This window comes from Vagococcus hydrophili (assembly GCF_011304195.1).
GTDB lineage: Bacteria > Bacillota > Bacilli > Lactobacillales > Vagococcaceae > Vagococcus > Vagococcus hydrophili.
The window spans coordinates 2021952-2046159 of record NZ_CP049887.1 but is presented as its reverse complement, the minus strand read 5'-3'; the positions used below and the strand labels follow the sequence as shown (position 1 = coordinate 2046159).

The 24208-nt window shown below is 34.4% G+C and carries 20 protein-coding genes, 1 pseudogene and 2 other annotated features; of the genes and pseudogenes, 4 read left to right on the top strand and 17 right to left on the bottom strand.

Going from position 1 to position 24208, the window contains the following annotated elements; genetic code table 11:
• On the bottom strand, positions 1–900 hold the full coding sequence (ftcD, locus tag G7082_RS10050; protein ID WP_166034957.1) for a glutamate formimidoyltransferase: 900 nt from the start codon (positions 898–900) through the stop codon (positions 1–3).
• A 665-nt stretch (positions 901–1565) separates the two neighbouring features.
• Here ftcD and glmL point away from each other — a divergent pair.
• Positions 1566–2953, top strand: a pseudogene (gene glmL / locus G7082_RS10045) (methylaspartate mutase accessory protein GlmL).
• 47 nt (positions 2954–3000) lie between these two features.
• Here glmL and G7082_RS10040 read toward each other — a convergent pair.
• The gene (locus tag G7082_RS10040; protein WP_166034956.1) at positions 3001–3969 is read right to left on the bottom strand and encodes a LacI family DNA-binding transcriptional regulator; all 969 of its coding nucleotides are present in this window, start codon (positions 3967–3969) and stop codon (positions 3001–3003) included.
• Positions 3970–4090: 121 nt separating this feature from the next.
• On the opposite strand from G7082_RS10040, the gene G7082_RS10035 reads away from it, so the two are divergent.
• Positions 4091–5485: a 6-phospho-beta-glucosidase gene (locus tag G7082_RS10035; RefSeq protein ID WP_166034955.1), complete on the top strand. Its 1395-nt coding sequence runs from the start codon at positions 4091–4093 to the stop codon at positions 5483–5485.
• 29 nt (positions 5486–5514) lie between these two features.
• Here the strand turns inward: G7082_RS10035 and G7082_RS10030 are convergent, their stop codons facing one another.
• The 4 genes from G7082_RS10030 to G7082_RS10015 form a co-directional block, all read right to left on the bottom strand.
• A complete protein-coding gene (locus tag G7082_RS10030) occupies positions 5515–6837 on the bottom strand; it encodes an APC family permease (RefSeq protein WP_166034954.1) in 1323 nt (440 codons plus the stop codon).
• Positions 6838–6943: 106 nt separating this feature from the next.
• Positions 6944–7657 (bottom strand): trehalose operon repressor, encoded by a 714-nt coding sequence (gene treR / locus G7082_RS10025; protein WP_166034953.1) that lies wholly within the window; start codon positions 7655–7657, stop codon positions 6944–6946.
• Between the two features lie 65 nt (positions 7658–7722).
• Positions 7723–7977 carry a glycosyl hydrolase family 65 domain-containing protein gene (locus G7082_RS10020; RefSeq protein ID WP_166034952.1) on the bottom strand — a complete coding sequence of 85 codons (255 nt, stop codon included), beginning with the start codon at positions 7975–7977 and terminating at the stop codon, positions 7723–7725.
• Positions 7932–10313, bottom strand: coding sequence for a glycoside hydrolase family 65 protein (locus tag G7082_RS10015; protein WP_166034951.1), 2382 nt, complete (start codon positions 10311–10313; stop codon positions 7932–7934). Before G7082_RS10015 ends, G7082_RS10020 begins: the two co-directional genes overlap by 46 nt.
• Before the next feature lie 243 nt (positions 10314–10556).
• Between G7082_RS10015 and treP the strand changes: the two genes are divergently transcribed.
• Entirely contained in the window at positions 10557–12512 is a 1956-nt protein-coding gene (gene treP / locus G7082_RS10010) for a PTS system trehalose-specific EIIBC component (RefSeq protein ID WP_166034950.1), read from the top strand.
• Between the two features lie 108 nt (positions 12513–12620).
• Here the strand turns inward: treP and G7082_RS10005 are convergent, their stop codons facing one another.
• The 4 genes from G7082_RS10005 to G7082_RS09990 all read right to left on the bottom strand — a co-directional run bounded on the left by G7082_RS10005 (position 12621) and on the right by G7082_RS09990 (position 17345).
• A complete protein-coding gene (locus G7082_RS10005; protein WP_166034949.1) occupies positions 12621–14612 on the bottom strand; it encodes a bacterial Ig-like domain-containing protein in 1992 nt (663 codons plus the stop codon).
• Positions 14613–14736: 124 nt separating this feature from the next.
• Complete coding sequence (locus G7082_RS10000) at positions 14737–15576, bottom strand: MetQ/NlpA family ABC transporter substrate-binding protein (protein WP_166034948.1); 840 nt, start codon at positions 15574–15576, stop codon at positions 14737–14739.
• Positions 15577–15591: 15 nt separating this feature from the next.
• Entirely contained in the window at positions 15592–16272 is a 681-nt protein-coding gene (locus G7082_RS09995; RefSeq protein WP_166034947.1) for a methionine ABC transporter permease, read from the bottom strand.
• Positions 16272–17345: a methionine ABC transporter ATP-binding protein gene (locus tag G7082_RS09990; protein WP_166034946.1), complete on the bottom strand. Its 1074-nt coding sequence runs from the start codon at positions 17343–17345 to the stop codon at positions 16272–16274. Before G7082_RS09990 ends, G7082_RS09995 begins: the two co-directional genes overlap by 1 nt.
• Before the next feature lie 59 nt (positions 17346–17404).
• Positions 17405–17642, bottom strand: a binding site (T-box leader).
• A gap of 36 nt (positions 17643–17678) precedes the next feature.
• Positions 17679–17922 (bottom strand) — a binding site (T-box leader).
• Between the two features lie 145 nt (positions 17923–18067).
• Here G7082_RS09990 and G7082_RS09985 point away from each other — a divergent pair.
• Positions 18068–18727, top strand: a complete 660-nt coding sequence (locus G7082_RS09985) for a carbonic anhydrase family protein (protein ID WP_166034945.1) — start codon at positions 18068–18070, stop codon at positions 18725–18727.
• 52 nt (positions 18728–18779) lie between these two features.
• On the opposite strand, the gene G7082_RS09980 is transcribed toward G7082_RS09985, so the two are convergent.
• The 7 genes from G7082_RS09980 to G7082_RS09950 form a co-directional block, all read right to left on the bottom strand.
• Positions 18780–19694 carry a DMT family transporter gene (locus G7082_RS09980; protein WP_166034944.1) on the bottom strand — a complete coding sequence of 305 codons (915 nt, stop codon included), beginning with the start codon at positions 19692–19694 and terminating at the stop codon, positions 18780–18782.
• 57 nt (positions 19695–19751) lie between these two features.
• Positions 19752–20150, bottom strand: coding sequence for an Rrf2 family transcriptional regulator (locus G7082_RS09975; protein WP_238842643.1), 399 nt, complete (start codon positions 20148–20150; stop codon positions 19752–19754).
• A gap of 100 nt (positions 20151–20250) precedes the next feature.
• The gene (locus G7082_RS09970; protein WP_166034943.1) at positions 20251–20787 is read right to left on the bottom strand and encodes a biotin transporter BioY; all 537 of its coding nucleotides are present in this window, start codon (positions 20785–20787) and stop codon (positions 20251–20253) included.
• Between the two features lie 81 nt (positions 20788–20868).
• On the bottom strand, positions 20869–21849 hold the full coding sequence (locus tag G7082_RS09965; RefSeq protein ID WP_166034942.1) for a biotin--[acetyl-CoA-carboxylase] ligase: 981 nt from the start codon (positions 21847–21849) through the stop codon (positions 20869–20871).
• A 217-nt stretch (positions 21850–22066) separates the two neighbouring features.
• Entirely contained in the window at positions 22067–22720 is a 654-nt protein-coding gene (locus G7082_RS09960) for an amino acid ABC transporter permease (protein WP_166034941.1), read from the bottom strand.
• Between the two features lie 17 nt (positions 22721–22737).
• Positions 22738–23382, bottom strand: a complete 645-nt coding sequence (locus tag G7082_RS09955; RefSeq protein ID WP_166034940.1) for an amino acid ABC transporter permease — start codon at positions 23380–23382, stop codon at positions 22738–22740.
• 15 nt (positions 23383–23397) lie between these two features.
• A complete protein-coding gene (locus G7082_RS09950) occupies positions 23398–24204 on the bottom strand; it encodes a transporter substrate-binding domain-containing protein (protein WP_166034939.1) in 807 nt (268 codons plus the stop codon).
• Positions 24205–24208 lie beyond the last annotated feature (4 nt).

Below are 24208 nucleotides of genomic sequence, written 5' to 3'. Positions count from 1 at the left end.
TTATCCTAATAAGTGGTTTTCTAAAATTTGTTTACCGTAATCAAAGTCTTCTACTTGTAAGTAGTACTCAGCACAATCGATCATTGCTTTAGCTGGAGTTAAACCGATGATTTCGCTTCCGATGATGTTAACGCCGTAACGTTTAGCTTCCATGCGGATTGTTTCAAATGTTCTATATAAAGGAGTTCCTTCAAAGTTAACCATGTTCATTGATACTTGAGCGATGTTACGATCTTCTAACATAACGCCGATACCTTTAGCATATTTGAATCCACCACCTGAAGCGCGGATGATTTTAGCGATTTTGTTAGCAATTGTAATATCAGAAGTATCTAAGTTTACGTTGAATGCTACAAGAGGCATTCTAGCTCCAACAGCTGTTACACCAGCAGTAGGATGGATTTTTCTTTCACCAAAATCTGGTGCCCATTCTTCTTCTTGTAATTTTTCAGGCATTCCTTCAAATTGTCCTTTACGAACTTTCGCTAAGTTTTTGCGACTTGGAGTTGATGCTGAATCTTCATATAAGAAGATTGGAATATTTAATTCGTCATTAATTCGTTTAGCTACTTTTTTAGAAATTTCAACACATTCTTCAACTGAAGAATCTTTAATAGGGATAAATGGTACAACGTCTGTTGCTCCCATACGTGGGTGTTCACCCTGTTGTTTAGTCATATCAATGTTTTCACTTGCATATTTTACTAATTGGAATGCTGCTTCTTGGATGCCTACTTCGTCACCTACTAATGTAAATACGCTACGATTGTGGCTAGCGTCTGATGAATGATCTAAAAGAGTTACGCCTCCTACGCTTTTAGCAATTGATACTAATCCGTTGATAACCTCTTCATTTTTACCTTCACTAAAATTTGGTACACATTCAATTATTTTTGCCATTGAAACAACTTCCTCTCTATTTTTGTTAAAAATAAATGATAGTAAGTTTACTTACCTCATACTATTTTAATTTACATTATACTTAATAAAAACAAATCAGTGAACTACCGAACAAAAATTTCTTGTAAACCTCCCCTTTTGAAAAAGTTAGTTATTTTGCTTTTTGTCAAGTATAGCGCTTTCAATTACATACAAAGAATAACACTGCTATTTTTTAGTGTCAATACACCAAAAAGCTTAAATTACACCCTTTAGAACGGTTTTAACTACTGATTTTCGACTGAAACAAAATCGTTATTTTATGTTATTTTATTTTTATAAAAATTATAAAATTTCTTCATTACCTATTTTTGACATTTTTTTGACTTTAACCCTTTTTAATTGTAATAGTTTGCTTTTAATTAAGCCTATCGTTCAAATGTAATCTTTGATTTAAGTTCCAAATTCTTCGGTTTTCTCATTAAAAGAACTTATATTTTTTATTAATCTCTATCTTTTTTTATCTTATTATTCTATTTTTTATTATTTATTTGAAAATAAAATAGTTATTAAAGTTTATCTTAATTTGTCAACTTAGACGCTCATTTGACGGAAAATAGATAACTAAAAAAACGATAAAATAACAAAAATATTATTTTTTATTTTTTAAGAAAGAAGGAAAAATCATGACAAATTGCCTACTTATTGATTTTGGCAGTACCTATACAAAACTAACAGCTGTTGATTTAGAAAAAGAAATCGTCTTAGGAACCTCAAAATCTAAAACAACGATTGAAACTTCTATTATGAATGGCTTTTACAGCGCAAAAAAAGAATTAATCGAGACTATCAAACAACCTAACATAGAATTTAAGCATCATTTCGCTTGTTCTTCTGCCCGAGGTGGCTTTAGAATGATTGCGATTGGTCTTTCTCCTACCTTAACAACTGAAGCAGCTAAACGGGCCGCTTTAGGTGCTGGTACTAGAATTCTTAAAGTTTACAGCTATGGTCTAAAAGAAGAGGACATCAGAGAGATAGAAAGTTTAGATCCTGACATTATTTTAGTTTGTGGGGCACTAATGGCGGGAATACTGAAGGGATTATTAAAGACGTCACACTCTTAACTTCATTAACACGCACTTTCCCGATTGTGGTTGCCGGAAATGAAGAAGCTTATCCTACAATAGAAGCATTGCTAAGTCTAACAAATCTTCCTTACTATATGACTGAAAACGTGATGCCTCAAATCAATGTTTTAAATGATCAGCCAACAAGGGAAATTTTACGAGATATTTTTATGAAGAAAATCGTTGAAGCCAAAGGAATGGATACCGCTGAAAAAGAAATCGGGAATATCCTCATGCCAACACCAACTGCCGTTTTACACGCTGCAGAAATTTTAGCACATGGAACGACGTCTGAAAAAGGATTAGATAATGTTCTTGTGATTGATATTGGCGGGGCTACGACGGATTTACATTCGATCGGCGACGGGAAACCTCAAAATCTTGAGATTCGTGTTGAAGGTCTTCAAGAACCGACAGCTAAAAGAACGGTTGAAGGAGATTTAGGTATGCGCTACTCTGCATTAAGTCTTTTGGAGTCTGTTAAAACCACTGGATTTACTCGTTATTTACCAGACATAACAGAAGAGGACGTTTATCAAAAATGTGAGTACAGGTCCGCTCACCCTGATATGGTAGCTGAATCTGAGGATGAGATTGCTTTTGATGAAGCCATGGGAAAAATTGCCATTGAAACTGCCTTTAATCGACATGCTGGTAGTTATAGAAGAGAGCCTACACCTTCTCGTGTTTTACTTTATCAAACTGGAAAAGATTTAGGTAAGTTTCAATCCGTCATTGGTACAGGAGGGATCCTAATCCATAGTCAACAGGCCGAAACCATGATCGCTGCTTGTTTACGAGAGGTCGATGATCCTTATTTAAAACCAATTCAACCAAATTTTTATTTAGATCAAAGCTATATTTTATCTGCTATGGGATTATTATCAGATGAATTTCCTGATATCGCCCTTAGAATATTAAAAAAATATTTAGTCAAAATTTAAAACCGAGTTTGCTATTCCGATTTGGAATAGCAAATTCGGTTTTTTATTCATATTGTTTTTCTTTTAATAATTTTAGTTGTTAGCTTCTCTTCTGGAATAGCCATGTCATTAAGTTGATTATACAAGTAAATAAAAGAATTATAGGCTTGCTTTTCGATGGAGTAGTCAACGGTTGTGATATGCATTAAATCACTTATTTCACTATTATCAAACCCTAACACCCCAACATCATCAGGTGATTTAAATCCTTCTTCTTCAATTTTAGAAATAAACTGAGCGGCGACATAATCTGAATAAAAAGCTAAGCACTCTGGTTTTTGTTCACTATTCAGCCACTTCTCCCCTATTAATTTTCCATCATCATAAAGTCGAGATTCTTGAATTAACCAATCTGGGTTTAGTTTAATTCCCTTGGTTTCATGGAATTCTTTTAAAGCTTTCATTCTAGCTTTCGTGTTGAGATTTTGAGAGTTTCCTAAAACATGCCCAAATTCCCGATATCCTTCATCATATAAATAATTAAGAGCCTTGAAATAACCTTCATAATGATCAAAATATGCAGAATAAATCCAGTCTTCCTCAATTCGATTCCACGTTGAAATAGGACCATACTGACTAAATTTTTCAATGACCTCCCACTCGTTTGTTCTTGTTAAAATAAAAATACCGTCAATTTGTTTAAACTTCATTTGATTTAACGCTTCAAGTTCCTTTTGTTTATCTCCACTTGTTAAATATAAATTGACAAAGTAACCATATTTTTTAGCCGTTTCCATAAAAACTTGTAAAAATTTTCCCATGGTACTTAAGTAACTTGGGGCAATAAAGCCAATTGTTTTTGTGACGCCAGATTGAAATTGCCTAGCCAATATATTGGGAATATAACCAATTTCCTCCATAGCAGCTAATACTTTTTGACGACTGCTTTCACTTACATAGCCATTATCAGTTAACACTCTAGAAACCGTTGATTTAGAAACCCCTGCTGCTTTTGCCACATCAATAATTGTCGCCATCTTTTCTTCCCCTTTGACTATTTATTTATAATTTTATCATAAAAGCGCTTGACATGGGAACATTCCCACATTGTACCCTAGTTTTGTAAGCGAATTTATTATTAATTTTAGGAGGATGAACATGAGTAGAGATGCTTTAAAAATTGTCACAATTGGTGGCGGTTCAAGTTATACACCAGAATTAATTGAAGGATATATTAAAAGACAAGATCAACTACCAATTAAAGAAATTTGGTTAGTTGACATTGAAGAAGGTCAAGAAAAATTAGAGATTGTTGGGGAAATGGCAAAAAGAATGGTGAAAGCTGCTGGTCTTGATTGGAGCATTCATTTAACTTTAGACCGTCGTGAAGCTTTAAAAGATGCTGATTTTGTTTCCACTCAATTTAGAGTTGGTTTACTAGATGCCCGAATTAAAGATGAAAGAATCCCTCTTTCTCACGGTGTTTTAGGACAAGAAACAAACGGTGCTGGTGGTATTTTTAAAGCACTACGTACTATTCCGGTTATCTTAAGTATCATTGAAGACATGAAAGAATTATGTCCTGACGCTTGGTTAGTTAACTTTACCAATCCAGCAGGTATGGTGACAGAAGCAGCTATCAAACATGGTGGTTGGAAAAAAACAGCTGGTCTTTGTAACGTACCAATCGGTCATAGAAAGCAAGCCGCTGAAAAATTAAACGTTCCAGAAGAAGATTTATTCTTTAAATTTGCTGGAATTAATCATTTCCATTGGCACCGAGTTTGGGATAAAGCTGGAAACGAACGAACTGATGAATTAATCGATTTAATTTATGGACCACAAAATGAGCAAGAAAGCCATTTGAAAAATATTTGGGATGCACCGTTCCACTATGAACAATTAAAAGATTTAGGGATGTTACCTTGTGGCTACCATCGTTATTACTACATTGAAGACGAAATGTTAGAGCATTCAATTGATGAATTTAAACGAGGAGAAACAAGAGCTCAAGTTGTTAAAGAAACTGAAGCAAAACTTTTTGAGTTATACAAAGATCCTAACTTAGACTACAAACCAAAAGAACTAGAACAACGTGGCGGAACTCATTACAGTGATGCAGCATGCGAATTAATCGCTTCAATCTATAATGACAAACGCACGGATATGGTGGTTTCAACACAAAATAACGGAACGATTACAGATCTTCCTTATGATTGTGTAGTAGAAGTATCAGGACCTGTCACTTCACACGGACATGAACCATATAACTGGGGAAGTTTTCCACCAGCAGCACGTGGTGTTATTCAAAACATGAAAGGCATGGAAGAAACAGTTATCAAAGCAGCCATCACAGGAAGTTACGGAGCTGCTCTACATGCTTTCACTGTTAATCCATTAATTCCTGGCGGTGTTATGGCTAAAACAATTTTAGACGAATTACTAATCGCTCATAAAGATCACTTACCACAATTCAAAGAAAGTATCGAAAAAATCGAATCTACCCAACCAGAAACAGTGGCGTACGTAGAAGAACTAATGAAAAGTAACTAGATAAAACAAAAAAAGTGAAGAAAGACAAATTAGTCTTTCTTCACTTTTTTTGCTTGTATTAAATAAACTGGAACACCTAATAGAGTAATACCTATCCCAACTATTGCAAGCTTAAACTGGGTAATAATTGTAACAGCTAAAATAAAAATCCCACCAACAATCGCGATAATTGGAATCACTGGATAAAGAGGCACTTTATAAGGTCGATTAAGTTCTGGCTCTCTTTTTCTTAAAATAAAGACCGCCACAAAAATCATCACACTAAAAATCCAAATAACAAAAACCAACATATCCGTTAATAAATCAAATGAACCTAAAGACATCATCACCATGGCAATTCCCACTTGAACTAGTGCTGCAACATAAGGAACTTTGGTCTGTTTAGATAGTTTTTTCAACTGTTTACTACCTAAAATCAATTCCTCTTCCGCTAAAGCATAAGGAACTCTAATTCCTGTCATTGTATAGCCGTTTAAAGCACCATAAACTGACAGTAAAATCCCAATAGTGACTAATTTACCACCAAAATCACCAAAAAGTTTATTGGCCACATCACTAGCAGCATTTACATTTCCCACGATTGATTCAAAAGGAAGTGTTTTTAAGAAAACAAAATTAATGACCACATACACGCAAGTAATAAAGAATAGACCCGAAAAAATAGCTTTAGGTAAATCTTTTTCGGGATTCTTCATCTCTCCTGCTACAGCTCCGACACCTAACCAGCCGTCATAGGCAAATAATGTAGCAAACAACGCTCCACTAAATTGAGCGAGAAAACTACGATCACCTGTGGTTTGAGGAATAAGAGAGATTGTTTCTCCACTTCCTTTAAACAAGCCAACCACAATAATTAATAAAATAGGAATCAATTTTAAGACTAAAGCAACCGATTGAAAACGAGAAGCCACTTTTGTTCCTAGTAAATTAATGCATGTTATTGAAAAACCTACTACCATGGCAATCGGTAGTAAGTATGTTACATCTAATTGGAATAAATTAATTAATTGCGTACTAAAAATAATTGATAATGCAGCAATATTTGCTGGAAAATAAATCATCATTTGTGCCCAACCAAGTAGAAATCCCCAGATTTTACCGTATGTATATTCAATGTATTTAACGGCACCACCTGTTTTTGGGATAGCCGTTGCAAGTTCCGCGCTAGTCAACCCCGCGCACAACGTCAACACGCCACCAAGAGCCCAAGCAAGTAAGGTCATTCCGGGTGAGCCAGCTTCCTTCGTTACTGTTGCAACCTTGAAAAAGACTCCTGCACCAATGACCGTCCCCATAACAGTTGAAAATGCCCCTAACAACGATATCTCTTTTCTTAACTTCTCTTCACCCATTTTTGCTCCTCCTAAACCTTTTCGTTTTTCACAGACTTTTATTTTTATTGTTAAATAATAGCACTAAGACGAAGAGTAAACTCTTCGTCTTAGTAGTAGTATTTAATTAGGTTTTTCGTCGTCTAGCAAACTCAACAAATTTGAATTTATCCAAACGATGGAGGGACTCTGTGTACTCAAAACATCTCGTGTCTTCTAAATAGACTAAACTTTTAACAGCAACAACATGTTGATCACCATGTAAATCCATTAAATCTCGCATCTCTTTAGTGACAGGCTCGACAGATATTTCTTTTTGCGCGTAAGCAATTGTCAAATCAAGATCTTCTTCAAAATACTTGTAAATCGATTCTTCCGCTTTTTCTTTAGGTAGTTCTTCGATAATATCACTTAGTAAGTAATCCTTATCTAAAATCACCACTTCACCATCAATTTTTCTTTGTCTCACTAATTTCCAAATTTCAGAAGCCACTGGCCATTCAGTTAATTTACTCAATTCCTTGGGTGTAGCGATTTTTTTAAGTTCCACAACAATCGTCTCACTAGGAATTCGTTGATTTTCTTGAAGTTCTTTATAACTTGTCAATCCTGATATAGGAAAATCAAAGCGATTCATATCTAAAACAATGGAACCTTTCCCTTGTTTTTTATGAATATAACCAGCATTCGTCAGTAAATTCAAAGCTTTTCTAATGGTTTCTCTTGAAACACCATACATTTTTATTAACTGGTTTTCACTAGGTAATAACGTGTGAGGTGGGTATTCATTGTTTAATATTTTCTCTTCTAAATCTAGAAAAATTTCTTTAAATTTGTTCATACAGTCTCTCCTCTACCACTCATTATAAAGGCGAGCCTTTTGATATGCAATCTGAAAAGCAGAAATTAATAAGTTATTTCGTTTTCTGATCCTTTTTTTAAAGACACTAATTCAGAACCAATCATCACTACACAATCTTTATTTACACAAACAATCATTTTGTCTTTGTTAATAGTCACTTTAAACCTTACTGATTGTTTACTGAATGTGAAAGTCAACTCTGACCATCGTTCTGGTAAATGAGGATCAAATTTAATCACTTCACCTCTAATATCTAGACCTGCAAAGGCAGATAAGGTAATGTGTAACGTAGATGCCATAACCCCGTATGAATACCTTCCGCTGTTGTTCCACCTTGGATGTCTCGGTAATCAGAATAAAGAGCTTCTTGATATAACTTCCATGCCAACTCACGGTCATCAACCATTTCAGCAAGTTGTGAATGAACCACACGAGATAATGTTGAACCATGTGATGTTCGGTTTAAGTAATATAAAAGATTTTTCTCTACATAATCTTCTGGCAAATGATAATCTAATGTTGTTAATAAATCCGTCACCGTTTCTTTCGGGAAGTTATAAAAAATCATCAAACTATCGGCTTGCTTAGCAACCTTATAGTCATCTGGCGTTTTTCCTTCTGCATGTAAAATACGATCCATACGGTAAACATTGCCATATTTATTTTGGTAGTAGTCCCAGTCAATTTCTTTCAATTCAAAGTAGCCATCAAATTGAGCAATGACACCTTCTTCATTAATCTCTAATTTTAATTTTTTTCGAACATCTTCCATTTTTTCAAAATCAAGAGCAATCGACTGACCACTTTCCTTTTTAACCGTTGGCATAATATCTAGCAACCAAGTGACCATTAAATTAGTATAAGCGTTGTTGTCCAAACCGCCCTTTTCTCTATCAGAATAAGCTTCGTGGAACTCATCTGGACCCATAACACCAGTGATTGAGTAACGATTTTCGCTTTCGTTGTAGCTTGTTAATGATAACCAGAATTTTGTAATTTCTGTTAACATTTCGACACCACATTCGTTTAAAAAGGCTTGGTCTTTCGTATATTGATAGTAAGACCACACATTATAAGCAATCGCTAAGGAAACGTGACGTTGTCTGCAACTTAAATCTTCTTTCCACTCACCACTTAATGGATTCAAGTGAAGTTTTTGAGATTGTTCGCGACCATCTAATCCAGATTGCCAAGGATACATAGCACCTAAATGACCTTCATCTTTGGCTAATTTTTTAGCCATTTCTAAACGATCATAACGATACATCAATAATTGTTTTGCTGTTTCAGGGAAATGAATGATATAGAAAGGCAACATGTATAATTCATCCCAGAAAATATGACCACGGTAAGCTTCACCGTGTAGACCTCTAGCGGTAATTGATGCATCCAATTCTTTATTTCCATTTGGAGAAGCTGAGCTTAGCATATGATACGTATGTAAATTCAACATTTTTTGTGACATTAAATCGCCGGTTACTTTAATTGAGGCTTCTTGCCATAATTTTTCCCATTCTGTTGCTGAATCAGCCAGTAACTTAGCATATGTTGGAAACTCTTCTAACGCCTTATCCTCAGTTTGATTTTTAGTAACAAAAACTATTTTCTCAACAGTTAGCCATTGGTTTTCTTTAATATCTAACGTAACCAGCTGTTTAACTTTTTTATCTAATACTTGGTTCTCTAGTTTATCTAAATCGATATCTTGACTTAACAAGTGACTTTCTTGATAAACTTCAATGTTCGATTGGTTTGTTTTTACTAAAAGAGAGGCTTTTGTTCCGTCAGCTTTTTTGTCCATAACAGTTAAGTGGTGGTTAGTTAATTTACGGTAACGTTCCACATTATAGTTATACACATCTCCATCTAATTCTGAAATAAATTGAATATCACTCACTGATTGATTGATTTTAAATGAATACTTAAGACCGTAATAATTTCTATGTGCCATGCTCGCCATTTTGTTCACACAAATTGAAAGATGAGCACCATTTTTTAAAATTAGCTCAGTATTAATGGTTAATTCACCTGTTTTTAAATTCATTGTTCGCTTAATTGAACTTAGTTCGTTATCTTCAATAGTAATAATTTCTCCATCAACAACTAAGTACATTTTTTGTCCATTTGGTAGATTAACAAAATCTTCATTTTCAATCGTTGCGCCTTCAACAAGTGATTCAGCTGTATTATAAACACTCGCAACATAAGTTCCTGGATAATTACTATCTGAAATCGACATCTCTGGACTTGTTCCTCTCAAACCAAGATAGCCATTACCTACTGTTAATAATGATTCAACGGAATATTCTTGTTTTCCTTTAGGATAATCAAAATAAGTTAACTCAAAAGGATAGTCTTCACATTTTTTTTGAATTTCTTTCTCCATATTTTTTGTCTCATCATTTAAACACACTGGGATATTCAAAGTTTCTGTTAATGTATAGAGCGTTTCTGTTAATTCTTTATCATTTAAAGTTTCGTTAAAGAAAACGGCACCTTTTATTTCTTTTTTATTAATGATTTGTTTTACTTTTAGTAACTCATCTTCTATTTTTAATTGATCTAGTAAAACCATATTTTCCTCATTATTACTTATAACACTTGGTTTTTGCTCATAAATTTTTAACATTATCATAAATACACCCCTTATACTTGTATATACATTTATAAAATTATAATAGCAAAAAAATAGTCGATTGACAATTCAAAAGATAATAATATTAAATAACGCTTTTTATAAAACCTTATCATATAAAGGTTTATACCTTTAAAAAAATATTTTTACATAAAAACGCTTGCAAAAAAATGCAAAAATAGTTATGATTAATTTGTAAAAAACAACTTGACTAGACAAGTTAAATAAAAAGGAGTGACAAACATGGGAAAATATCAAAAGGAAGCTCAAGATTTACTTGAATTTATTGGTGGTAAAGATAATATCGCTGCAGTTAGTCATTGTGCCACTCGTATGCGCTTTGTTTTAAACGACCCGAGTAAAGCAGATGAAGACAAAATCGATGACATCCCAGTCGTCAAAGGAATGTTCACGAATGCTGGACAGTTTCAAGTTATTATCGGAAATGATGTACCCGTTTTCTTTAATGATTTTTCAGCAGTATCTGGTATCTCTGGTGTCTCTAAGGACGCTGGAAAAGAAGCAGCTAAACAAAACTTAAACGTGGTTCAACGTGCGGTTTCTGTTTTAGCAGAAGTATTTGCCCCTATTATCCCTGCAATTATTATTGGTGGTTTGATTCTCGGTTTTAGAAATTTAATGGACGGTGTGCCAATTGGCGCTTTTGGTGGTCAAACGATCATTGAACATTCACAATTTTGGGCAGGTGTTCACTCGTTTCTTTGGTTAATTGGTGAAGCTATCTTCCATTTCCTACCAGTTGGGATTACATGGAGTATTGCTAAAAAAATGGGGACGACTCAGATTTTAGGAATTGTCCTAGGGATTACCCTAGTTTCCCCACAACTTCTAAATGCATACGGGGTAGCATCAACTGCTGCAGCTGATATCCCTGTTTGGGACTTTGGGTTTGCGCAAGTTCAAATGATTGGGTATCAAGCCCAAGTTATTCCAGCCATGTTAGCCGGTTTCATGTTAGCTTATCTAGAGATTTTCTTTAGAAAGTATGTCCCACAATCAATTTCAATGATTTTCGTACCTTTTCTTTCATTAGTACCAACTGTATTAGCTGCACATGTTATCTTAGGTCCAGTTGGTTGGGCTATTGGTAGCCAAATTACTAACGTCGTTTCTACAGCAATTGATTCTAACTTCTCTTGGTTATTCGGTATTATTTATGGAACATTCTACGCACCACTTGTTATCACTGGTTTACATCATTTAATGTTAACCATTGATTTACAAATGGTTGCTGACCTTGGCTATACAACACTTTGGCCAATGGTTGCTTTATCCAATATTGCTCAAGGTTCTGCGGTATTAGCAGTTGTTTATCTACATAGAGGAAATAAAAGAGAAGAACAAGTTTCAATTCCTTCTACTATTTCAGCTTACTTAGGTGTTACTGAGCCTGCTATGTTTGGGATTAACTTAAAATTCCTATATCCTTTCGTTGCTGCAATGATTGGTTCTGGTATTGCTGGATGCTACATCACTGTGATGAACGTTAAAGCAATTGGTGTGGGTATTGGTGGTTTACCTGCCCTTATATCTATTCAATCTGGTTCAAAAATTAATTTTGGTATCGGAATGGCAATCGCTATCGTTGTACCAATTATTTTGACTATTTTCTTCAGACAACGTGGTATCTTAAATAAATTAGATCCTGTTGGTGGGAAAGTTGATGCACCTACTATCAATGAAGAAGAAGCCGTTTCTAATCCAGAAGTAACTCAAGTTGGTACTGAAAGTTTTTACGCTCCAGTAAACGGATCTTGTATTCCAATTACAGAAGTACCTGATCCAGTCTTTTCTCAAAAAATGATGGGTGACGGATTTGCCATTAAACCTACAGATACACATGTTTACGCTCCTGTTGAAGGAAAAGTAACGAATATTTTCAATACAAAACACGCGATTGGCATTACTTCTAGCTTAGGCATTGAAGTTCTGATTCATATGGGATTAGATACTGTCGAACTTGCTGGTAAGCCATTTGATGTAAAAGTTTCAGAAGGAGATAGCGTAACTGCTGACACTTTAATCGCTACAATGGATTTAGACGCTGTTGCAAGCGCTGGTAAACAAACTGACATTATCGTTGCTTTAACAAACGTTGATAAAGCACCATTAATGACATTAAGCAAAACAAACACAGTCGCACACTCAGAACTTATTGGAGAAGCCGACGTTTTATAAGAGGTTATCATTGAGGGGCTCACAGAACTTGTGAGTCTCTTTTTTTAGAGATAATTAAAAGAGCAACAACAGGTTTTTACTCCTGTTGCTGCTCTTTTGGTTATATATTTACAGTTCTTCTTTTCTTAGTTTAATGATAAGAAGAGATCCTACCCCGATAACTAGAGAAATACCACCTACGAAGAGTTTGATGTTTTCCTTCGTTCCTGTTTGAGGTAATGTTTTTCTAGTTGTGACAGGATATGTTTTTTTCGTTGTTTTGGTTGTTGGCTTAACCACTGCTTTTTTCTTCTCTTTAACAGTAATGGTTGCTGTTTCAGATTTATCTGCTAATGTGTAAACAACTTTATACGTACCAGGCTTTTGCGTATCTACTGAGCCTTTAACTTTAATATCTTTAGCGACGTCTTTCCAACTTTGATCCACGCCACTTGTTAAACGAGCACTGACGAAGTTGTCTTTTGCTTCCCACTTACTACCATAATCAAGGGTTGTATTCTTTAAAGTTATACTTTGGACTTTAATCACTTCCATGTCCTTAACCGTCACTTTAGCAGTTGCTTCTTTATCTTCGTATTTATAAGTTACTTTGTAGGTTCCTGCCTGTTGATTATCAACTTTACCAGTCACCTTAATCTCTTTTTCAACATCTTTCCATTGACGTTTCGTGCCATCTGACATTAACACATAATTGAAGTTATCTCTAGCTTTCCATTTAGTACCTCGTGGTAAATTCGTATCTTTCACTGAAATTTCTTGAACTTTCACGACTTCTTGGGCTTTCACATTAATTGTGGCTGTGGCTGATTTATCTTCTAAAGTGTAAACCACTTTGTAAGTACCAGCTTTTTTTGTATTAACCTCACCTTTAATTTTCAACTCTTTTTCAACGTCTTTAAACTCACGTTTGGTACCATCTGACATGAGAACATAGTTGAAATTATCCTTAGCTTCCCATTTAGAATTTAATTCTAATGCGCTATCTTTCACCACCACTTCTTGAACTTTCACCATTTCTTGAGCTTTCACATTAATCGTTGCTACAGCTTCTTTCCCACCGTATGTATAAGTTACTTTGTAAGTATCAGGCTTAGTTGTATCCACTGCACCCTTAACAACAATATCTTTACCAATTTCATCCCAAGTTTGTTTTTGTCCATTTGAAAGTAGGACATAATCAAAATTATCTTTGGCTTCCCATTTAGCATTGGCAGTCAACGTTGTATCTTTAACTTTAATCTCTTGAACAGTGATGATTTCTTTTGCTTCAACTGTTACTGTAATAGTCTGTTTGAAGTTACCGTATTGATAAGTGATATCGTAATTACCAGCTTTTGTCGTATCAACGCCACCACTTACTACTAAATCTTTGGCTACTTGATTCCAATTTAACATGGTGCCGTCCGACATAAGGACACCTTGGAAATTCATATTTGGTGACCATTTATCTCCCACTTTCAACGTACTATTTACAACTTTCAATTCAGTGGGTTCAACTTTTTTAGCAACAACTGTCACTGTAGAAACTGCTTTTAAAGTGCCACTTGTGAACGTTACATTGTAGGTTCCTGGTTGATTCGTGTTAACTAAGTTTTCAACTTTGAGTAAACTAACAACATCATTGTAACTAAGAACTTTACCATCTGTTGTTGTCGCTGATTCAAAGACTTGTGACACATCAAAATTTTGACCTTGAGTGATGGTCACACTTTTAGCTTTAATTTCTTTTAAGGCTATTTTAGGTTTTGGTTTTTCGATGACTTCAACATTAACTGTTTGGGTAATCTTATTCCATGTATAGGTGACCGGATACTTACCAACTTTTGCCGTATCCACCGTTCCTTTGGTTGTCACATTTTTACTAATATCTTTCCAAACTAGTTTTTTACCTGCGTCATCTGTTGCTGAGACAAAGTTTAAATCAGAAGACCATTTATCTCCAACTGTCACTTGACTATTTTTCATAACAAAGGAAGATTTGACTTCTTTTTTGGTTGTTCCATTATTCACTTTTTTAGGAGCTGTAGCCGCTAGAGACACTACAGGAGAAACAAAAGACAAAAAGTACAAAGCAACAACAGCAATTCTAAACTTTTTCATTTTCATTCACCCTTTCTTCTGTATTAAAACTCTATTTATAACTACATCCTAACATGCTTTGTAACACTTTTGTAATATTAGCTCTAAATTTAAGCAATATTTCTTAAAGTGGTCTATATATTTATTATTTTCGTCCAAATGTTTCCCACGCTGGAAAACTTGTCTCTTTAGAAGTTTTCTCGATAACTTTCTTTGTTTCCTCTGTCTGATAAGCATCCACTATTTTTTGGTATACTTTATTGTTTTCATCTTCTTTTCTAGCAACAATTATATTTACGTAAGGTTTTGATTTTTCATCCACTGGTTCTTCAAAAATCGCATCTTTATGAGGATTAAAACCAGAATCAACGGCGACCCCACTATTAATCACTGAAATATCTACATCTTGCAGCGCTCTTGCCGTTTGAGCCGCATCTAGTTCTGTCACTTTTACCTTCTTTTTATTCTCAGTAATATCTGAAACGGTTGGTGCTTGTCCTTTGCTTGGATCAATTTTAATGATACCTGCTGTTTGAAGTAGTAACAGAGCACGACCACCATTGGTTACATCATTAGGTATCGCAATTTCAGCTCCCTCTTTTAGTTCTTTGAGGTCTTTTACTTTATCTGAATAAATTCCCATTGGTGCATTTACTGTGTTCCCAATGGATACTAAATCAGTTTTGTGTTCTTTGTTGTAATTATCTAAAAAGAATTGATGTTGGAAGGCGTTCAAATCAATGGAACCATCTGCTAAAGCCCCATTTGGTTGATTGTAATCACTAAATTTCACATATTCTAACTTAATTCCTTCATCCTTTAAACGACTTTGAACATCATCCCAAACATCTGTATCTGCACCAATCACGCCTAACTTTACTGTTTTTTGCTCTTCTTTACTTTCTTTGGCATCTCCCTTAGAACATCCTGCGGCGATTCCTGTAATAGCTAATAAGATTAAACTTGCTTTTAATATTTTTTTCATGATAATTTCTCCTTTTTAATGACTAATTTTTTTAATTATTTTATTGCTTGCCCATTGACTCGTAAAAACTAAAACTAAGATTAACAGTGTCGCTACTACTGTAATATCTGTTTGAAATCTGTTGTAACCTCTTGTGACAGCTAAATTACCTAAACCTCCGGCACCCACAGCTCCAGCCATGGCGGTAAAACCAATCACGTTAATCACCGTAACTGCAGAAACTCGAACAATTCCTGGTAACCCTTCGATTAAATAAACTCTAAATAAAATTCCTACAGGTGACGTTCCCATTGATTCTGCTGCCTCAATCACACCAGGGTCAACTTCTAAAAGGGTATTCTCGATTTGACGCGCGTAAAAAGGAACCACCCCAATAATCAAAGGAACAAGTGCAGCCGTTTCACCAATGGTTGTTCCAACAATGAAACGAGTCACCACTCCCAATAAGGTCAGTAAAATAATAAAAGGAATCGACCTCACTGTATTAATCACTTTATCTAGTATGTTGTATAACCAATTATTTTTTAAGAACCCCTTAGGTCCAATAATAATCAGCAATAAACCAAGTAATATTCCTAAAATGCCTGCAATTAACGTGGTCCAAAAAACCATGTAAATTGTTTGAATCGTCGCATCAACAAATTCATTGGGAATCTGTGAGGCATTAGGTAACAAATTCTGTATCAACTCGTTCATTAAAATCCTCCTTCTACTAAAGAAATAATTTGTTTTTCTTTCGTTTGTTTAATTGTTTTGACCTTAACTTGTTGTGTTTCTAAATAGCTTAAAGCCTTACTTCTTTGGGTACTGTTTCCTTTTAAATTAACAATCAAATGCCCGATTGGTGTGTCTTGAATAATCTCGATATTGCCGTATAAAATATTAGTCTTCACTTGGAACTTACTATATAAATCAGCAATTAACGGTTCTGCCGTTTGATTTCCTACATATGATAACTCAACGAGTTCTTCATCTACGGCTAAGCTAGATAAGACTTGATGGTTTAAAATAGTTTCCAGTGCTTGATCGATGTGAGTCGCTGTTTTTATAAAATCTTGAGATAATTCTTTTTCTGGGTTACTGAATAATTCAATCGTCCGTTTTTCCTCAATCACTTTTCCATCTTCCATCACCGCAACTCGGTGACAAATGTTTTTCACGACTTGCATCTCATGAGTAATTAAAACAATGGTTAAGTTTAATTTCTCATTTAATTCTTTTAATAATTCTAAAATTTGAGCCGTGGTTTTAGGATCAAGAGCGCTAGTCGCTTCATCACATAATAGTATTTCAGGGTCATTGACTAAAGCTCTAGCAATGGCGACCCGTTGTTTTTGTCCCCCAGATAATTGGTTTGGGTAGGCTGTCACCTTATCTTCTAAACCAACTAATTTTAGTAAGTCTAAAACTTTTTTCTGTCTTGCTGCTTTTGATAACTTAGAATACTTTAATGAAAAATCTACATTGTCATAAATCGTTCGTTGATTCATCAAATTAAAATGTTGAAAAATCATCCCTATATTTTTCCGCTCTTCTCGTAATTCTTTACTGTTCAATTTAGTAAGAGATGTTCCTCGTACTTTGACTTCTCCATTTGTTGGTCGTTGTAGTAAATTAATCACTCGAACTAAAGTACTTTTTCCAGCTCCTGAATAACCCACAATCCCAAATATTTCTCCCTTTTTTACCTCAAGAGAAACATCTCTAACTGCCTTAATTTCTTTTTTATCTTGCTTAAAGGTTACGTCTATTTTTTCTAATCTAATCATTTTCCCACTCCTTTTATATAAATAAAAAACGCCCTCAAAAACATTGCCTAAACAATGCTTTTGAGGACGTTTTTAACGCGTTACCACCTCATTTTTAGCTACACTCACATGTAACTACTCTTCAAGTACCATCATACTCTAGCGTGATAACGGACGCTGCCGTTTTATCCTTATACTCAAGACTTGGATAAAAATGCTCTTAAGCCATTTTCTATTAATTCCTCATTACTTCTTTTCACCAACCGAAGCTCTCTTTTAAATGATTTCTTAATATACTTACTTAATCAATGCTTTTTTGATATAAAAAAAAACCCTTTTACTAGCCTAAGCTAATAAAAGGGCGAATATTATTCGCGGTACCACCTTTTTTTAGAAACAATTTGTTTCCCTCAACTAACGCTCCAAAAAGTAACTAGAGTTATTAGTGCTCCTGATATCGGTGAGCTACCCGTTAATCGCCTACTTATCGACGATTTTCCTCCAAGGCCATTTTCTAAATAACTTGTACAATCTTTTTCACCAACCAAGATCTCTCTACGCTACTTATTATTCATACTTTCCTATTCAACGGAATACATTTGTTATGTTGAGTATTAATTTACAGGAACTATTCTAAGAAGTCAAGTTATTTTTTTTATTCTTTTCAATGCGTTATATTTGTACAATTCCTTTTTTTTAGGTAAAATTTTTACAACTTATTCTTTATTAAGGAGTCCAAACGTATGAAAAAAATTAAATTTAATGCTGTGGATTGGAACTATGAAAAAAAAGAAGAATGGGTTTGCCCATCTCACCAATACCAATCTCCAATAGATATAGTAAACAATGATACTCTACCAATGAATGATGATGGCGATATTATCTTACGTTACCGAAAAAAAGCAAACGCTATTGTTAATACAGGCTACTGTATTCAAGGTTATTTAAATGGTGTGGCATCCATTAATAATCGAAAATTTGAGTTTCAACAATTTCATTTTCACGCTAAAGGTGAGCATACCATTGATGGGAAAGATTTCCCCTTAGAACTTCATCTCGTGCATCAATCTGAGAGTGGTAAAATGGCTGTTATTGCTGTCCATTTCGAAGTCGGAGCAGCTAATTCAACCATTGATGATATTCTAAGTCACTTGGACGAATCTGAATTTGATAACCATATTAATTTACTTAACTTAGTCCCTAAAAACTTAGACTATTATCACTATCTTGGTTCACTAACAACACCACCTCTAACTGAAAATGTTGAGTGGTACGTCTTGATTGAATCTATGACTCTTTCAGAAAAACAACTTCAAAGAATGACAGAAATTCATAAAGACAATTACCGCGAGACCCAAGATTTAGGCGCTAGAAAAGTGTTAAAAAAAGTTTTTAATCAATAATTAAATCGAGGTAGACCTTTAAATCATGGTCTGCCTCGATTTTTTTATCGTATTACACTAAAAATAGTGCAAAAACAATCATTCCTATTGAGGCGTACTGCATGGGCATTATTTTTCGTTTTTGTAGTCCGAATACACCCATTCGATCAATTAACGTCGCCATGACTAATTGACCTAAAATAAAGACAATAGTTGTGATGATTGAACCTAGTGTATGAATGACTAGAATATTGCCTCCTACAATAACAATTCCAAATAATCCACCAACATAAAGCCACCAAGGAAGTTTCTCACCCACTGTGTCTACTCTTGGAATGTCGATTCTTTTTTCAACTAATAACAAAATTAGAACTAATATGATTGCACCAATAAAAAAAGAAAGGAATGTGGATAGTAATACAGATTGTGTTGCCACACGTAGTTGACCATTAAAAGCGGCTTGAAGCGGTGGAAAAGTTCCCGCTATAACACCAATCAATAACCATTTTTTGGAAATACTTTCTTCTGAACTTCCTTGAACCTTACTTTTTTGAAACAAAAAGATTGCGACTAACATAATACTAATACCTACTAATCTATTTGCAGATATTTCAGATACTGGCATTCCTAACAAGCCAAAATGATCAATCAGCATTCCCATGACCATTTGTCCAGTGATTGTGATAATCGTTGTAATCATCGCCCCTATTTTAGAAAATAAAATAATATTCGCCACATTATAGAGGACACCTGTAATTGGCCCACCTATAAAAATTAAAGGTGAAACACTGGTATCCATAGTGAAAAAGGACTTAAAATTAAAAAGAACCACTAATACAAATAAAACCACACTTCCAACTGAAAAAGCAATCAAAGATGCCGTTAAAGGATTTTTAGCAAAACTAGCTAATCTAGAATTGATCGTTGCTTGAACTGGGAAACACGCTCCTGCTGCGATTCCCAAAATTAAAAAAAGTATGAAACTCATCTAAACACTCCTATTAAAGATATTTAATATCCACAATTAATTTAAAAACTAAGTACTCTACTGATTTTCTAGTAAAGTACCTAACGTTTGATTCTTTAAAACTTCTTCCATCCTGCTCTCTGCTTCATACATCACTTTCTTTATGCCACAGTTAGGATCTTCATGAACGTAACATTCAAACAAAGATTGCCGACCTTCAATGGCATGAACGATGTCTAAAAAAGATATTTCTTGCCAATTAGACGCAATTCGGTAGCCACCTTTAACACCAGATGTCGCTTTAACTAAACCTTCTTTTGATAGTTTCGTTAATATTTTAGAAAGATAGGTAGGGGAAATGTTTTGCTTTTGGGCTAGATCAATCACACTAACGGTTTCACCTCTTCTAGATTGGCTTAAGAACAGCATAGTATGAAGTGCATAGTCAGTTGCTTTAGAATATTTCAGTGTTTTCACCTTCAATCACGGATATTTGTAATCTATGATATCTCCGTAATTCTAGATTGTCAATAAAAAAGAACCATGACATAAAAAGTCACAGTCCTCAGTATTTTATTTAATTGGGTAATCTTTTTAAAACTAAACTTCTCAATTTTTTTTCTAACACAATAATTAAACCAATTTTAATAATCGATGTTGGTATAAATGGTAAGACACAAGCTGTAAATGCCACCTCTAAAGAATTAGACGTCATCATTGAAAAGTAAACCATACCAATTGCAAAATTAAGGACAAACCCTGTAGCTAACCACAAAATGATACTTACTTTACTTGTCTTTTGACTCGCCATTCCCGCACAGAATGCCATTATTGGAAATGACAGTATAAACCCACCAGTAGGTCCTAAGACAATCCCTAAACCACCCGTGAAACCCGCAAATACTGGCAATCCAACCATTCCCAAAATGATATATATAATAGCTACTAAAGTTCCTTCTTTTTTTCCTAATAATAATGCGATTAAAGGAATGATAAACGTCTGCATTGTCATCGGTACACCGTATGGCATGGGGATGCTGATTTGTGACATAACAATTGTTAATGCTGTAAATAATCCTATTCGACTAATTTGTGCTGTTTTAAAAGTATTCATAAAAATTTATTGCCCCTCTCTTTTTATTATTATAAAAAGAAAGTTTTCAATTGTCAACTTTGAATTTAAATAAGGTGACAATTAATTGAATATAATTCTTATCTCTCCTGAATTAAAAGCACGTTCTTTCCCAGATTCTGTCTCAATAATTAACTGTCCCTCTTCATCGATATCAGTAATCCTAACCATATAGCTATCTTGTCCTTGTTGAATCATCACTTTCTTATCTAGGACGATTGATTTATTTTTATACTCAGACATTAACTCACTTTTAGATAACTGTACATGGCGTTTTAATAAACCTTCCAATAATTTTGCTACTAATTGATTGCGATTAACTGCTGTTTCGTTTTCATTAAAAATGGCTCCCGCCTTATTTCTAACTTCTTCTGAAAAAATAGCCTCACTTGTCGAGATATTGATTCCCATACCGAGTACAATCCATTCTATTTGCCCACTTTCAAAATCAGTGACTGCCTCTGTTAAAATACCACAGACCTTTTTGTCTTGATAAAATAAATCGTTCACCCATTTAATACCGATTTTCTTGCCTGTTAACTCTTCAATCGTCTCAGAAACAATAACGGCTGCGTAAGCTGTGATAATCGTTGGATCACTATAACTTAACTCTTGTGGTCTCAAAATTAAGCTCATGTAAATGCCACTATCTTTTGGCGATTCAAAACTACGACCGTAACGTCCTTTACCTGCTGTTTGTTCATTAGAAACGACTAACGTCCCATGCTTAGCTCCTAACATCGCCAACTCTTTCGCTTTTTTATTGGTAGAATCAATCACATCAAAATAAAAAATATCACTACTTAATTCTTTAGTTGATAAATTTTCTACAATTCCTATTTTAGAAAGTTGGTCACTAGATTCTGCTAGTCTGTATCCTTTATTTGTTATGGCATCAATTTCAAATCCTTCTGTTTCTAATTGTTTAATTGCCTTCCAAACAGAATTCCTTGAAACTTCAATTGCCTCTGCTATCTTTACCCCAGAAATATAGGTACCTTTATTGTTTTCTAAAAAAGCTAATACTTTATCTTTAGTTGTCATTTGAATTACCTCTTTTATCCGTCTTTTAAAATCTTTTCCATTATAACATGAATAAAAAAAGAAGGGTGACAATTAAGCCAACCTTCTAAGTATTTTTATCGAATCCGGATTTTAAAGTCTACTCCTTCGGCAACTTCACTAATCAAGATCAATTGAAAATGCCAATTGTTCTTGATTACCTCCAGTTGCTTGGAGCAAACCGCCTTTTAATTCACTTTTATTTTCCGTAAGTTACTTCAAAGCGTTTTGAAAACTTAGATAGTGAATAACACACGACAAAGTAACAAGCTGCCATCATGAAGAACATTGGCAAGACTGTATTTGGATGTTGTGCGTAAATAATTTTCGTATTGTGTGTTAATTCTGGTAAAGAAATAATAACTGCTAATGATGTATCACGAATTAATGAGACAAATTGACTCACTAACGGTGGTACCATTAGTTTCAAACCTTGTGGTAAGACAATATAAAACACGGTTTGAATTCTTGTTAGACCAGTAGACATCCCCGCCTCTAATTGACCTTTCGGTACTGCTAAGAGTCCGCCACGAATAATTTCTGAGAGCATTGCTGATTCAAAAATTGTTAAGGCGATTACTGCTGACCAAAAAATACTAAATTGAATCCCAATTTGTGGTAAGGCAAAATACGTAAAGAAAATAATTAATAGTAACGGTAAATTTCGGATAATATCAACAATGATTCCAAAAACAACTGATACCACAGGGATTTTTAAATAACGTATAATTCCCATTAATGAACCAATAATAAAACTTAGTATAATCGATACAACTGCCACTTCAAGAGTCACAACAAAACCATCTAAAATAAAACGTAAATTCGTCCATGTAAATGCTTGTAGGAAATCCATTTAACCAACTCCCTTCCTTAGTTACTCGCTAATTTGGTTTCTAAATATTTCATAAAATAAGATAATGGTAGTGTCAGTAATAAATAAATCAAACCAATCAACGTATAAGTTCCAATCGTATTAAAAGTTGTACTTGCGACCAGATCACCTTGATACATTAAATCAGCCCCTGTTACCATCGCTAAAATTGATGAATTCTTCACTAAATTGATAAATTGATTACCCAGTGGCGGAATCACAATTTTAAAAGCTTGTGGTAAGACAATATAAATCATCACTTGACGATAATTAAGTCCAGAGGCAATTCCAGCCTCCATTTGTCCCTTAGGAACACCTTCAATTCCTGCTCTAACTGTATCTGCAATAAACGCAGATGTATAAAGAGTTAAACCAATTGTTCCTGCTGCGATTCCATCTAACTTAAATCCATAAAGAGGCATCACAACGAAGAAAAACATAACCACAATTAATAATGGTAAATTTCTAAATAAGTTAACATAACTGTTACCTAATACTTTTACCCACTTATTTTTTGATATTTGAAAGATTGCCATCATTGTTCCAATAATTAAACTAAAGAATAAGGCTGTTAAACTTGCAAATAGCGTGATTTTTAACCCTGATAAAATATCCCCTTGATATGTTTGCCAGATACTTAGCATCTGTTTTCCTCCTAACTACTTGGCTTCTTCTTTAAACCATTTTTGATAAATCTCGGCATATTCACCGTCTTGTTTCATCTCTTTTAAGGCTTTATTAACTGCCTTTTTAAACATCTCTTGTTCTTTGTTTAGAGCAATTCCATAAGGCTCATCCGTGAATTTTTCACCCGCTAAAACATAGTCAGGATTCTCTGCCGACATACCAAGTAAAATTGAATTATCTGTAGTCATGGCATCTCCCTGACCTGATTGAAGCGCTGTGAACGCTTCAGCGTAATTTTCTAATTCAAGAACTTTAGCTTCTGGTGCATGCTTTCTAATATTCTCTGCTGAGGTTGAACCTTTCACAGCTAAAACTGTTTTTCCTTTGTTTAGATCAGTTACACTCTTAATGTCACTACCTTTTTTAACTAACAATGACTGTCCTGCATCAAAGTAAACATCTGAGAAATCAACCTGTTTCTTACGTTCCTCACTAATCGTCATCGTTGCTATAATAGCGTCAATATTCCCATTTTTAAGTAAGGGTATTCTGGTTTTTGACGTCACTTCAACAAACTCAGCTTTTCCATCCTCACCTAAAACTCGTCTTGTCACTGCAGAAGCTATATCAATATCAAAGCCTTCAACTTTTCGCTCTTCAATATTCATCATACCAAACAACTTTGTATCGTATTTAACTCCCCAAACTATTTTCTCATTTGATTGAACTTTTTCTAAGGTATCTGTATTTGCGACATTCTCGCTTTTACATCCAGTTAAAATAAAAAAAAGACCGCCAAACAAAAAAAGAAAGGCTAATTTATTTAATTGCCGTTTCATCCAC

Excerpts from the sequence above, each read along its gene's own strand:
- G7082_RS10005 (WP_166034949.1), bottom strand. The coding sequence starts at position 14,612 with ATGAAAAAGTTTAGAATTGCTGTTGTTGCTTTGTACTTTTTGTCTTTT.
- G7082_RS09985 (WP_166034945.1), top strand. The coding sequence starts at position 18,068 with ATGAAAAAAATTAAATTTAATGCTGTGGATTGGAACTATGAAAAAAAA.
- G7082_RS10015 (WP_166034951.1), bottom strand. The coding sequence starts at position 10,313 with ATGATAATGTTAAAAATTTATGAGCAAAAACCAAGTGTTATAAGTAAT.
- G7082_RS10020 (WP_166034952.1), bottom strand. The coding sequence starts at position 7,977 with ATGGCATCTACGTTACACATTACCTTATCTGCCTTTGCAGGTCTAGAT.
- G7082_RS09995 (WP_166034947.1), bottom strand. The coding sequence starts at position 16,272 with ATGAACGAGTTGATACAGAATTTGTTACCTAATGCCTCACAGATTCCC.
- G7082_RS10035 (WP_166034955.1), top strand. The coding sequence starts at position 4,091 with ATGAGTAGAGATGCTTTAAAAATTGTCACAATTGGTGGCGGTTCAAGT.
- G7082_RS09965 (WP_166034942.1), bottom strand. The coding sequence starts at position 21,849 with ATGACAACTAAAGATAAAGTATTAGCTTTTTTAGAAAACAATAAAGGT.
- G7082_RS09990 (WP_166034946.1), bottom strand. The coding sequence starts at position 17,345 with ATGATTAGATTAGAAAAAATAGACGTAACCTTTAAGCAAGATAAAAAA.
- G7082_RS09970 (WP_166034943.1), bottom strand. The coding sequence starts at position 20,787 with ATGAATACTTTTAAAACAGCACAAATTAGTCGAATAGGATTATTTACA.
- G7082_RS09955 (WP_166034940.1), bottom strand. The coding sequence starts at position 23,382 with ATGCTAAGTATCTGGCAAACATATCAAGGGGATATTTTATCAGGGTTA.
- G7082_RS10000 (WP_166034948.1), bottom strand. The coding sequence starts at position 15,576 with ATGAAAAAAATATTAAAAGCAAGTTTAATCTTATTAGCTATTACAGGA.
- G7082_RS09960 (WP_166034941.1), bottom strand. The coding sequence starts at position 22,720 with ATGGATTTCCTACAAGCATTTACATGGACGAATTTACGTTTTATTTTA.
- ftcD (WP_166034957.1), bottom strand. The coding sequence starts at position 900 with ATGGCAAAAATAATTGAATGTGTACCAAATTTTAGTGAAGGTAAAAAT.
- G7082_RS09950 (WP_166034939.1), bottom strand. The coding sequence starts at position 24,204 with ATGAAACGGCAATTAAATAAATTAGCCTTTCTTTTTTTGTTTGGCGGT.
- G7082_RS09980 (WP_166034944.1), bottom strand. The coding sequence starts at position 19,694 with ATGAGTTTCATACTTTTTTTAATTTTGGGAATCGCAGCAGGAGCGTGT.
- G7082_RS10030 (WP_166034954.1), bottom strand. The coding sequence starts at position 6,837 with ATGGGTGAAGAGAAGTTAAGAAAAGAGATATCGTTGTTAGGGGCATTT.
- treP (WP_166034950.1), top strand. The coding sequence starts at position 10,557 with ATGGGAAAATATCAAAAGGAAGCTCAAGATTTACTTGAATTTATTGGT.
- treR (WP_166034953.1), bottom strand. The coding sequence starts at position 7,657 with ATGAACAAATTTAAAGAAATTTTTCTAGATTTAGAAGAGAAAATATTA.
- G7082_RS10040 (WP_166034956.1), bottom strand. The coding sequence starts at position 3,969 with ATGGCGACAATTATTGATGTGGCAAAAGCAGCAGGGGTTTCTAAATCA.